The 13,490-nt window shown below is 35.8% G+C and carries 7 protein-coding genes; 4 read left to right on the top strand and 3 right to left on the bottom strand.

The window, feature by feature from the left end; translation table 11 throughout:
• Nucleotides 1–539 precede the first annotated feature (539 nt).
• Entirely contained in the window at nucleotides 540–1,112 is a 573-nt protein-coding gene (locus IJQ68_RS00035) for an ArsR family transcriptional regulator (protein WP_292795313.1), read from the bottom strand.
• 291 nt (nucleotides 1,113–1,403) lie between these two features.
• Between IJQ68_RS00035 and IJQ68_RS00030 the strand changes: the two genes are divergently transcribed.
• The 4 genes from IJQ68_RS00030 to IJQ68_RS00015 all read left to right on the top strand — a co-directional run bounded on the left by IJQ68_RS00030 (nucleotide 1,404) and on the right by IJQ68_RS00015 (nucleotide 5,525).
• A complete protein-coding gene (locus tag IJQ68_RS00030) occupies nucleotides 1,404–1,955 on the top strand; it encodes a nucleotide exchange factor GrpE (protein WP_292795311.1) in 552 nt (183 codons plus the stop codon).
• Between the two features lie 44 nt (nucleotides 1,956–1,999).
• Nucleotides 2,000–3,883 (top strand): molecular chaperone DnaK, encoded by a 1,884-nt coding sequence (gene dnaK / locus IJQ68_RS00025; RefSeq protein ID WP_292795309.1) that lies wholly within the window; start codon nucleotides 2,000–2,002, stop codon nucleotides 3,881–3,883.
• A 130-nt stretch (nucleotides 3,884–4,013) separates the two neighbouring features.
• Nucleotides 4,014–5,156, top strand: coding sequence for a molecular chaperone DnaJ (gene dnaJ, locus IJQ68_RS00020; RefSeq protein WP_292795307.1), 1,143 nt, complete (start codon nucleotides 4,014–4,016; stop codon nucleotides 5,154–5,156).
• A 228-nt stretch (nucleotides 5,157–5,384) separates the two neighbouring features.
• Entirely contained in the window at nucleotides 5,385–5,525 is a 141-nt protein-coding gene (locus IJQ68_RS00015) for a hypothetical protein (protein WP_292795305.1), read from the top strand.
• Between the two features lie 8 nt (nucleotides 5,526–5,533).
• Here the strand turns inward: IJQ68_RS00015 and IJQ68_RS00010 are convergent, their stop codons facing one another.
• Both IJQ68_RS00010 and IJQ68_RS00005 read right to left on the bottom strand, forming a co-directional pair.
• Nucleotides 5,534–6,115, bottom strand: coding sequence for a GNAT family N-acetyltransferase (locus IJQ68_RS00010; RefSeq protein WP_292795303.1), 582 nt, complete (start codon nucleotides 6,113–6,115; stop codon nucleotides 5,534–5,536).
• 328 nt (nucleotides 6,116–6,443) lie between these two features.
• On the bottom strand, nucleotides 6,444–13,490 hold a 7,047-nt coding region (locus IJQ68_RS00005), incomplete at its 5' end, for an Ig-like domain repeat protein (RefSeq protein ID WP_292795300.1).

Genomic DNA, 13,490 nt, shown 5'->3' with positions numbered 1-13,490 from the left:
TTATAGGCAAAAAAAACCTATAAACTGTCACATAATTATACTAAATTTAGTTAATACATATGTTTCAGAGGATCAAAAAATTAGAACAAGAAAACATATTCTAATACATAATATAATTAAAATATTATATAAAATTTTCTAAATTTGGTAAAGGGAAGAATTACGCAAAACTTCCGGACGTGACTCCATAAAAAACACGAACCTTTACCCTCGTTCAACAGCATACTACTATCATATCAGCTAACACAAAGCCATGTAAAAGCTTATGACTGCCAATATGACAGAGACAATATTGATAGCTATTGCCAAAGCACTAGCCATACTTCCCCTCCAACATGTATAAACAAAATTAAAAAACATGTTTCATTACCTAACAAAATCATGCTAAGTTTTAATTCATCTATTACAAGAAACAATTATTATGTCATTATATAAAAAGTAGATAGAAATTAATCCGGTAATATTGTATGAGGAGGTTATATTGTCTGAACTTGGAAAAAAAGAGAAAAAAGAGTTATAACTAATACAAATCAATAGAATTATCTGTCCCTTAGAGTGCGCTCAAGTATATATTCGGCTCTTGCCTTGAGATTATCATATAATCTTATCTGATTTTTAAGCTCCTCTAAAGCTTCCATCTGGCCGTTGTCCAGTCTCTTTTCTATGTCTAAAAGCTTGGACCATTCGTCGCCTGAGGGCAGCTGCAGGGTGTCTCTGGGATTGTTGAAGTCCACGTTAAATGAGTTCTTGTTGATTGTGATGTGTATGGTCACTTCATTATCCAGATCATAGTATTTGCGCGGTCTTCCCCTCAATACTTTCTTATATGAGGAGTTGAGTATGCCGACATCTTCCATCGCCCTTAAGTGTGCGATGATTGCCTTCTGGCCGACGTTGAGCTCATTGGATATTTCGCTTACAAACATCGGTTCCTGCCTTAGGAGATCTATTATGTCTCTTCTCGTTTTACAGCCCATGACATCGAGGATGTCTTCCTTGTCTATTTCACCAACATCGCTTCCGTAGTTTCCGGTAATTTTTATGCTGTCTGATGATGAATTACCTTTATTCTGGAATTTGGTATTTTTTTTAATCTCATTTGTATCAGTCATGTTTATAGATTATATCTGAAACCATATTTAAAGTATTGTATTTTTATTACAAAATGTAAGAAAATAACCGAAACATTTATATAACTTTTTGTTACTATAATAAAGTAAGAGAAATGTAACTTTTTGTTACTTTAATATTTGGTGTGAAAACTCGGAGTAATAACTCTTGAAAGATGAACCATTTTCCTATATGTCCATAAATTCCTTAAGCCAAATATTTGAAGTGCAAAAACAGTTATTCTCTGCTGAGAGTTATTACAAAGGGTTTTTCAAAAACAGAAGGGTGAGTGAATGGCAAAGAAAAAAGAAAAAGAAGAAACTAACAAAACAGAAGATCTTCAGGAGCAATACGATAAACTGCTTGAAGAGCTGGCTTCAAAGGATGAGGAAATATCCTCACTGAAAGAAGACCTCGAAAAGCAGGAAGGCGAAACTCAGGAATATGTCTCACTGTCCCAAAGACTTCAGGCTGATTTTGAAAATTTCAAAAAGATTACAGACAAAAGAAACGCTGAAATCATAAAATTTGCTAATGAAGACGTTATCAAAGAATTCCTCGACTGTTATGAAGACCTCGAAAGATCCCTTACAATCGAAAGCGACAAGGATTTCAGAGAAGGTATAGAATTAATATACAATAAATTTTCAGATGTCCTGACCAGACAGGGCGTTGCAGAAATTCCCGCCAAAGGAGAAAAATTCGACCTGAACAAGCATGAAGCATTAATGGTTCAGGAAAGCGAAGACGTTGAAAACGGATACATTATAGAAGAGCTTATGAAAGGATACACATACAAAGACAAAGTCCTCAAATACTCAAAAGTAATCGTTTGTAAAAAATAATCATGTTTATATAAATTATTAATTAAGAAAAATTGGTGATATTTATGTCAGATAATAAAAAAGAAAAAATCATTGGAATCGACTTAGGAACAAGTAACTCCGCAGCATCAGTTCTTGTAGGAGGAAAACCAACAACCATTCCTTCAGCAGAAGGAGCAAGCCAATACGGTAAATCCTTCCCAAGTTATGTTGCATTTACTGAAGACGGACAAATGCTGGTTGGAGAACCTGCAAGAAGACAGGCTGTAACCAACCCTGAAAACACAATAAGCGCAATCAAAAGATTGATGGGTACTGACAAAAAAGTAACCGCTAACGGAAAACAGTACTCCCCTCAGGAAATCTCAGCATTCATCCTTCAAAAAATCAAAAAGGACGCTGAAACTTTCTTAGGCGAACCTATCGAAAAAGCAGTCATTACCGTACCTGCATACTTTGACGACAACCAAAGGACCGCAACCAAAGACGCAGGTACCATTGCAGGACTTGATGTTGTAAGACTTGTAAACGAACCGACCGCAGCAAGCCTAGCATACGGTCTTGACAAACAGGATGACGATGACATTAACATTATGGTATACGATTTAGGTGGAGGTACCCTGGACGTAACCATCATGGAATTCGGTGGAGGAGTCTTTGAAGTAAAATCCACCAGCGGAGACACCCAACTCGGTGGTACCGACATGGATAACGTACTTCTCAACTACCTCGCTGACGAGTTCAAAGCAAAAGAAGGTATCGACTTAAGAGACAACGATCAGGCAGTTCAAAGGTTAAGGGAAGCTGCTGAAAAAGCAAAAATCGAACTGTCAACCACCTTAACCACTGAAGTTAACTTGCCTTTCATCGCAATGGGATCTGACGGCGCTCCTAAAAACTTAATTGAAAGCCTAACAAGAGCAAAACTTGAAGAATTGGTTGACGGCATTGTTCAAAAATCAGGTAAACCAATGCAGCAAGCTCTTGACGATGCTAAAATGAGCAAAAATGAAATCGACAAAATCATCTTGGTCGGTGGACCTACCAGAATGCCATGCGTACAGTCCTTTGTTGAAAAATTCATCGGAAAACCAGTTGAAAGAGGAATTGACCCAATGGAATGTGTATCTATGGGAGCATCCATCCAGGGAGGAGTATTGGCTGGAGAAATCAAAGACTTAGTTCTTTTAGACGTAACCCCATTATCTTTAGGTATCGAAACCCTCGGTGGAGTATCAACCACATTAATTGAAAGAAACACAACAATTCCAACCAAGAAAAGCCAGATCTTTTCAACTGCAGCTGACAACCAGCCTTCCGTAGACATCAACGTACTTCAGGGTGAAAGAAGAATGGCAGTGGACAACACTTCCCTCGGACGTTTCCAATTAGTCGGAATCCCACCTGCACCAAGAGGAGTTCCTCAAATTGAAGTGACCTTTGATATTGACGCAAACGGTATTATCAACGTAACTGCAAAAGACAAAGGAACAGGAAAAGAACAGGCTATTACAATTACTTCCTCAACCAAATTATCCGATGAAGAGATTGAGCAAAAAATCAAAGAAGCAGAAATGAACGCTGAAGCGGATAAGAAAAAACAGGAAGAAATTGAAATCAGAAACAATGCAGACTCATTGATTTACACATCTGAAAAAACATTAGATGAACTCAAAGACAAAATATCCGAAGATGAAAAATCCAATGTTGAAAAACTTGTTGGTGAGTTAAGAGAACTCATTGCCGGAGACGATATCGAAGCTATTAAAGCAAAAACCGAAGAATTGGAAAAAGTAGTCCAGGAAATTGGTGCTAAAATCTATCAGCAGGCTCAGGCTGAAGCACAGGCACAGCAGGCTGCAGGCCAAGATCCAAATGCCGGAGCTCAAGGCGCACCTGACGACGACGATGACACAATCGATGCAGACTACAAAGTAAAAGATGATTAGATTCATGAATAAATGTTTTATCTCAGGCGTAGGTAATCAGAATCAGAATCAATAAAAAAATAAACTAACGCGAGATGAAACATTTTATTTTTTTATCTAATTTTTTTTAATCAAATTTTAAGGTGAATAAATGGCAGACAAGCGAGATTACTATGAAGTCCTTGGGGTAGACAAATCTGCTGATGAAAAGGAAATCAAGAAAGCTTATCGTAAACTGGCTATGAAATACCACCCCGACGTAAGTGAAGAGGAAGGTTCCGAAGAGAAATTCAAGGAAATCAGTGAAGCTTACGCAGTGCTATCAGATGAAGAGAAACGTCAAAGATACGATCAGTTCGGTCATGCAGGTATGGAAGGATTTACTGCTGAAGACTTCTATCAGAATGTTAACTTTGATGATATTTTCCAGGGCTTTGACATTGGCAATATCTTCGATTTATTCGGTTTTGGCGGAGGCACACGTTCAAGAGGAAGAACCGGCCCTCAAAGAGGATCAGACATTTACACTGACGTTACAATTACTCTTGAAGAGGCATTCAACGGATGCGAAAAGGAAATTAAGGTTACAAGAAGCGAACTTTGTCCGACATGTAACGGTTCAAAATCAAAACCCGGCCACGACCCTAAAACCTGTCCAACATGTAACGGAACCGGTCAGATCAAGGAAGTCAGCAACACTTTTTTAGGCCAGATGGTTAATGTAAGACCATGCCGTGAATGTGGCGGAACAGGAAAGATAATTACCGATCCGTGTGACGACTGCCACGGTAAGGGAAATGTCAGAAAAACCAAAACAATCAAGCTCGAAATACCTGAAGGTGTAGATGAAGGAAATCATTTAAGAGTATCCGGTGAAGGTAACTGCGGAGATGCAGCAGGCCTTGAAGGAGACTTAATAGTTTCAGTCTACATTAAAGATAATAAACTCTTCGAAAGAGAAGGCGACCACCTGTACTACGAGCAGCAAATCAGTTTTCCGCAGGCTGCACTGGGTGATGTCATAAGCATACCAACAATCGAAGGCAAAGAAGTCGAGTTTAAGATAACTCCAGGAACACAAAGCGGAACAGTATTTAAATTAAGAGGCCAGGGAATGAACTCAGTAAGACATTCCTCAAGAGGAAACCTCTACGTTACCGTAACAGTAGTAGTTCCTAAAAAATTAAATTCAAAACAGAAACAATTATTAACAGAATTTGCCGAAGTCAGCGGAGAAGAAATAAAACACGTTGAAAAAGGCTTGAAAGATAAATTCAAAGAAGTATTTAATTAGCTATTTTCCACATATAGCTAATTATCCTCCTCTTTATATTAAAGTGATAACCATGGCCAGACCAATAAAAAAAACACCAACATTATATGGGAACGAATCAGCTGATTTTTTTAAATGAAATGGATAAGCCTGCAACAAAAGAAGATAAGGAATTTAGAAAAAAATGTGAAACACAAAGAATATTTAAATAAAAAAAAACTAAACTAATATTAATCATAGGTGATAATCATGGCCAAACCAATAGAAGAAACACCAACATTATACGGGAAAGATGCTATAAATATATTGAAAAAAATGAATGAACCCCCAACTGAAAAACAAAAAGAATTAGCGAATAGAATTAGAACACAACGAAAAGTTATATTCTAATTTACTATCTAACATAAATTTTTAATATCCAAATATAATAAAAATGTTCTTTCAGGATCAACATTTTTGATAAAATCTATATTTTCCAAAATTTTATCATCTTTTTTTAAATTTTCAAATCCAATATGATTAACATAAAATGTATATGCTTTTGCATAAGCATTTACTACAATAAATCTTAAACCAACATTATTTTCAGAAAGATTAATTATATTATCTATTACATTAATCAAGATAAAAGAACCTAATCCTTTTCCAGAATACTTTTTATCTATTGCAAATCTACCAATTTTAATTGAAGAGATATTATTTCTTATTGAGATATGTAATTTACCTTTAATTAACTCTTTAACATTTTCATCACGCACCAAATTTAATTTTAAAACATCAGTCAATAATGTAACAAAACCAACAATTTCGCCATCACAAATACATAGTTTTGTTAAATTTAGTTTTTCTTTTTGTTGATTTAATGCATCATTCTTTAAAAAATCATTTAGATCCTCAGAATCGCAAGAAAACTTTGATAAATCATGTTCTTCAGTCAAGGTTTCAAAATAGTAATGGTTCTTAATATATTCTATATTCATGGTATCATACCTTTTATTGATTTATAATTTAGTATTATAAACAAATCACATATAAAACTAATCAGAGAGCATTTGAACAGTATCCCTGAAAAATAAGCTATGTAGTAGACTACAATACAAAAGTATTGAAAAAATCATACAATATTTCAATGCATTTTAATTGAATAGTATAGTGATAAAACACCAGAACAATAATGAATCCATACCAATAATTAATCGATGCTTTATAATAATTAATTGATAATTGAAAAAAAGTAAACTTGAATTAGGTTATCTACATAAAAAATAAAAAAGTTGAGAAGTTTGCAGTAAACTTCTCAAAGGAACCTTAAGCGGTTACAGTTACAGTGTTACTTATGGCTGCTGCACCGTAAGTGGATGTAATAATGTATTCGCCAGGTCCTAAATTAATGTTTAATCTAGCTATACCGTTACTGTCACTGGTTCTGTGGTAGAATACACCGTTGATGTTAAATTCTACATCCTGTTCAGCGGCAGGTTTACCTTGTCCGTCGTATACGTGTGCTTCGAATGGATTTGCTTCACCGAATTTTTTAGATAAGTTTTCAGCAGTTAAAACAGGTAAAACAGTTACATTGTGAGCAACTTTAGCTCCTTTATACTCAGCAGTAATGATGTAAGTACCAGGACCTAAGTTGATGTTGAGTTGTACATGACCGGTAGCGTTGGTTGTACGGTTGTAGAACACACCGTTAATGTTGTATGTAACGATTTCGCCAGCACCGACTGGGTTTCCGTCATCACCTAAAACTCTGAGCACGTATTGTGAGTCGTTTCTGAAGTATTTTACAAGGTCGCTGTCTTCAGTGAATCTGGATAACACAGTAATGTTGTTAACTTTAACATCACCTGTTGCAGGGTTGGTTGTAGTTATTGTGTAGTTACCAGTTGCTAAGTTGATTGCAATGGAAGCCTGACCATTAGCATCAGTAGTTCTGGTGTATACTCCACCATTGATTTCAAAGGTTACATTAGCGTTAGCTAAAGGATTACCTTCACTGTCAGTGAAGTTAGCAACAAATCTGTCACCAGCTTTTTCCACTTTAACAAGATCTTCAGCAAAGATTGTTTCATCAGGAAGAGGAACTTCAATAGTTTCAGTAGAGTTAGCTGAAGCGTATTTCTTATCACCAGTGTAAATTACACCAACAGTATGATTACCAGGAGCTAATTCAGGTAATTCGAAAGTTGCTTTACCGTTTTCAACAGGAACATAGTAACCAGTACCGTCAACGTCAACTAACATGTAACCAGTTGCGTCTTCAGGCAATTCAATTTCAATTGCATCTTCAGAAGCGGTTACGTTAGCTTCAGGATCAACATCAGTTTCGTTTTTAGGAGCTGCAGGAACAGTTACAGCAACAGTTGCATTAGCAGGTGCGTAAGTGTCGTCACCTTCATAAGTTACAACAGCATCATATGTTCCTTCATCCAATCCGATAACTTCAACAGTAGCCTGACCGTTTTCGATTGGAGCAAAGTAACCAGTACCGTTTACATCAACTAATACATTACCGGTAGCGTTTTCAGCTACAGTTACAGTAATAGTAGTGTTTTGAGCGGTTGCAGTTAAGTTTGCATCTTCTGGAACAACTTCAGGAACAGTTACAGTCGTATTTGCGGTTGCAGGAGCATATTTATCATCACCAGAGTAAGTAATCTCAACAGGATATTCACCAGGAGCAAGATCACTTAAATCTAATTCGATTTCGTCATCAGCATCGAAGTAGTATTTTTTGTCACCGACACTTACGACAACATATCCTTCAGCATCTTCAGGTAATGCCACAGACACATCACTGTCGTTAACGTCAACAGTCACATTAGCATCTTCAGGAACAACTTCAGGAACAGTTACGGTTGTATTTGCGGTTGCAGGTGCGTATTTATCATCACCAGAGTAAGTAATCTCTACAGGATATTCACCAGGAGCCAAATCACTTAAATCTAAAGCAATATCATCACCAGCATCAAAGAAGTAATCAGTACCATTAACACTAACAACAACATAACCAGTAGCATCTTCAGGAAGTTCTACATTAACTTCGCTGTCGTTTACAGCAACAGTTACGTTAGCTTCTTCTGGGAGAACTTCAGGAACAGTCACAGTAGTATTTGCGGTTGCAGGAGCATATTTATCATCACCAGAGTAAGTAATCTCTACAGGATATTCACCAGGAGTCAAATCACTTAAATCTAAAGCAATATCATCACCAGCATCAAAGAAGTAATCAGTACCGTTAACACTAACAACAACATAACCAGTAGCATCTTCAGGCAATTCCACAGACACTTCAGTATCGTTAACATCTACAGTAACATTAGCATCTTCTGGGATTACTTCAGGAACGGTTACAGTAGTGTTTACTACATCATCAAGGAAGTTTTCATCACCTAAGTATTCGACAGTTACATCATATGTTCCTGCAGGTAAATCTGCAACATCAATAGTGATTGGAGCTTCACTTGCATCTTTGATATAGGAAGCGTTTGCGACAGTTACGATAACTTTACCCGTTGCATTTTCATTGATGTTTACAGTAATTAATGTTTCATTAACATCAGCTTCGAGTTCAGCATCCAATAATTCAGGAACTTCCAATTCGGTTGTGAATGAAGCGTTGTTATAGTTGTCGTCACCTAAGTATGTGATATCAACAGGATATTTGCCAGGAGCCATTTCAGGAATTTCAATTACAGCAGTTCCGTTTTCAACTTCAGCATAGTATCCTTTACCGTCAACTTTAGCTAAAACAATACCAGTAGCAGCTTCAGGTAAAGTTAAGGTTAAGGTTGAATTTTCAACAGAAGCGACAATTTCTTCAGTGATTTCTGCGTCAACTTTAGTGATTTCAAAAGCGGTTTCAGCAAATGCAGGACCGTATGCAATACCGTCACCATCGTAAGTTACAGATACAGTGTATGTACCTGCAGGTAATTGTCCTAAGTCTAAAGTTGCAGTGCCGTTTTCAATAGGAACTTCAGTGTCTTCACCATTGAATGAGAAAGTTACATTACCTTCAGCATCGATAGTTACAGTAATGATTTCATTGTCAAATACTGTGACATTTTCACCAGCAACATCCATGTTTGCGTCAAATCCTAATGCATATAATGTTTTATCAGCAGCAGCATAAATTATACCATTGTTGTCCATAGCTAATTGGCCAACTACTTTAGAACCTAAGTTGATAGTCCACAATAATTCACCGTCTGCACTGATAGCTACAACATCACCGGCAGCAGTGCTTACATATACATTGCTGTCAGCATCGAGAATGATGCTTACGCCAGTGGAGTTGAGTTCATATACTAAGCTTTCACAGCCGTCAGCAGTATCATATTTGTATAAAGTTCCGTTTGCGTTTACAGCATATAAGAATCCATTTTCATTGTCAACTGCAAGAGTGGTGCCGATAGCGTCACTTACAGTAGCGTTCCAGAGAATACCTTCTGTACTGATTGCATAAATACCGTTTAAAGTAGCATCAAGGATGTATGCAATATTGTTTGAATCAATAACAGGTCTTCCAACACCATTAATACTTGTGTCACTGAATACAGTTGCGCCGGTTGCAATGTTAATTATTTTGAAACCTTTTACTGTGTTGGCGTAGATGTATCCGAGACTATCGAATGATGGGGAAGCTTTAAGAGCTTGTGAACCATATTCTACACCAGTAATTTCAACAAGGAATAAGTTGAATCCGTAAGGTTCCCATTCATAACCTGTTTCATCGAAAACACTTACCCAGTAGTTTCCTGACCATCCTTGACCGTCAGCAGGATAACCATAATCAGTTGGAGTGTAGATTCTTCCATCAGGACCTGTGATTGGAGTAAAAGCGCTTGAAGCAGACCAATAATTTCCTCCAAGGTTATTACCATTAGTTGCATTAATAAGTTGCATATTATAATGGTAAATTGGAGATAAAATTATTTCATCTTTGTATAATGCGATACCTGCAGATCCTGGACCCCCTGACCAGATTAAAGTACCATTGCTTGTGAATGCATATATTTTAGATCCGTCATTTACATAAATGTTTCCTAATCCATCAATGATAGCAGAGGAACGTAAATCTCCGTTTAAAGCAGCTTCCCATATGATAGATACACCATCTTCACGAGTTGCATCAGCAATACCTGAATTTTGTGGGTTTCCACCTACACTAGGCCATTGGGAAGTTCTAGGGATTTTAAGTATAGTAGTTCCATTATTTGCAGGAATGTTTTCATTACCATCATAGATAACTTTTATTTCATAAGTTCCAGGTTCTAATTTATCGAAACTTACAGAAGCCATACCGTTTTCAATAGTACCATTTGCTACAGTTTCATTATTTGCAGATATAGTAAATTTACCGGTAGCATCTTCAATAGGTTCACACTCATCGAATTGTGTCCACTCATCAACCTCATTAGCAGTGATAATGATATCGACGATAATTTTATCATCAACAACTTTTGCATTAGCAACTACATTAGGAAGAACAATAACTTTCAAAGTAGTATTTATTGAATTATAAGTAGTACCTCCATCATATACAAAAGTATACTCATATTCACCAGGAACTAAATCCCAAGTATATATCCATGCACGCCATACATCATTTCTGAACCTTGCAGAAGCATCAGGCCTATTTTCACCCTCATAAATAGAAATAGAACCAGTTTTTACAAGAGTATTATTATAATTAATATTGAATTCAAATGAAATTGTTTTTCCACAATTACCCATCACTATTTCAGGAACATTTTCAAATTCAACATCCAATTTAGCAATATCTACAGTAGCATTACCAGCTACAGGCACGTATGCATCATTACCTTCGAAAGTAGCAACGATAGTTTGGTTACCTCCAGGAACAGTAGTAGTTAACTCTGCAACAGTTCCGTTAATAGCTACAGAAATGTTTTGATCGCCGATAGTGAATATTACATTACCTTCAGTAGTTTCGTTTAAGGTTGCAGTGATTGTAACGTTGTCTAAAACTGAATAGTTGCCTTCAGGAATGTTTACTTCAATGGAAATAGGGTCTCTGTATCCTAATGCGAAAAGAGTGTCATTAGTGTATGCGTAGATTATACCATCTTTATTCATAGCTAATCCACCGGCTATTGAAGAACCTAAATTAATAGACCATAATAAAGTTCCTTCACTGTCAAATGCAGTAACAGCACCGTTTTCATCACCGACATATACTTTACTGTCACCATCAACAATAATGCTTCTAGCATTTGCACCTAAATTGTAAACTTCACTTAAAGCACCATTATCATTAGTATCAAATTTGTATAAAATTCCTTCTTTATTTACTGTATATACAAAACCATTTTCATTATCAATAGCTAAAGCAGATCCGACAGTACCGTTAAATGTAGTGTTCCATAAGTAACCTTCACCAGTTAAAGCATATAAAGTATTGTCGGTGCCTAAGTAGTAGACAATGTTTGCTTCACTGATAACAGGTCTTGCATTAATACCGATATTGTCTGAAAATACATTGCTTTCAGAGTAAACATTGATAGCACGAAGACCATCAACAGTAGCTACCCACATGTTGCCGTCATCGTCAAATACTGGTGTAGCAATTGGTTTAGAGCTAATATATGCAGTTTCCCAACTGAATGAATTTCCGCCCCAAAGACCATATTTTAAAACAGTTATCCAATTACCAGCATTTGCCATATTGTTGAAATAACCTGAAATATATATTCTTCCATCAGGACCTACAATCGGATAATATAATGAAGATGAAACCCAATTTGTTTCAGTACCATATCCTTGACCTCCAAAGAAGTCATAAGCAATAATTTCTTCATCAGTACGTGTAGCAAGAATAATAGTGTCATTATATATAGTTATACCAGGCACAATTCTACCAGGAGATCTGGTGTATAAAACATTACCTTCGCTATCATATACATATATTGTATAACCATCATTAAGATAAATTACTCCATCAGAAGCAATGATTGGAGAGTATGAAGCAAACCCGCCGTAAACAACAGCAGAGATTTCACCAGTATATTCTCTTCTTATATTATTAGGATACTTTGTAATGTTAATAGATTCATTATTGCTCCAAACAACATAAACGTTATCATATAAACGAGTGTAATTAGCATTTCCACCATTTTTAATATCAAAACCAGTATTTGCCCATTGAGGAGTACCTGAAATTCTTAAAAATGTGGTTTTAGTAGAAGTATAATTTTTTCCATTATTATTTTCCCAAATAATTTCAAAAGTATGAGGACCTAACTCCAAATTATTTGCTTCAAATTCAGGGAATTCCCAATCACCGGTTACATTTCCTAAATACACACCATTATCTATAATATGTACAGTACCACTATTATATCCTGCCCTATCATAAAATGAAAGAGTTACATTATTTCCATTAGTTTTTAAATCAACGGTTAAAGGTTGTGGTTCACAAACGAAAGTAACATCCATTGAATATGAATCATAGTTAATATCACCATTATATGTAATCGTTCTTACAACAGATCCTATATCGTCACCAAAGTTTTCCCAGGTTAATTTTGCAGTACCATTTTCATCTAAAGAAGCAGAAAATGTTCTCCAACTTATGGAATATGATACAGAACCAGTTGGGATAGGACCATCTTCTGCACCTTTAACAGTTACTTCAAAAGTAGATGATGTCTGGAAAGGTTTAGTAGGAATTTCCGGATTTACAGTCATATTAAGTATATTCTGTTTACTTACATTGAATGAATAAGTAAAATCAGCACTTTCAAATTTGAAACTATAACTAGTAAAGTGTACTGTTAAAGTATAACTTCCATTTTGTAATCTGCTAGAAGCATCATAAGTGGATATACCATCGCTTCCAACACTCCATAAGTTTTCTGAAAATGTGTTTGGACCAGTGAAATCAACATTAACCCTACCTGAAGGAATACCATTTTCATTAGTGAAATTAAATGTGAATTTACCTCCATCTTGAGTAATGTTACATGTTGGAGTATATTTCAATATTTCAAATGAATCAATTACAGTAGCAGGATTATGTTTTTTATCACCAGAATAAGTTAGATTTAACTCATGAGTTCCATTTTTTAATGTATTCGGCAGACTGGTCATGAGAGAAACACCATAAGTATTTCTGCTTCCATTATCTATAGTCATATATATGTTTCCAGTAGGAGCAAATTCGTCATCTAAAACTTTAATTGTAATATAACCAGTATCATAATCTATACTATAACTTATTTCAGCATCTCTTTTTTTTACTTCAAAAGTGGAATCTGATTTTACTTTATTAAGAGTAGCAGCATAATTTTGACCACCCGCATATTCATAATAAATATCATAAATTCC

The sequence above is a fragment of the Methanobrevibacter sp. genome (genome assembly GCF_017447225.1).
Classification (GTDB): domain Archaea; phylum Methanobacteriota; class Methanobacteria; order Methanobacteriales; family Methanobacteriaceae; genus Methanocatella.
Note: the sequence above shows the minus strand (reverse complement) of the source record. Positions and strands in the feature narration are given on the sequence as shown.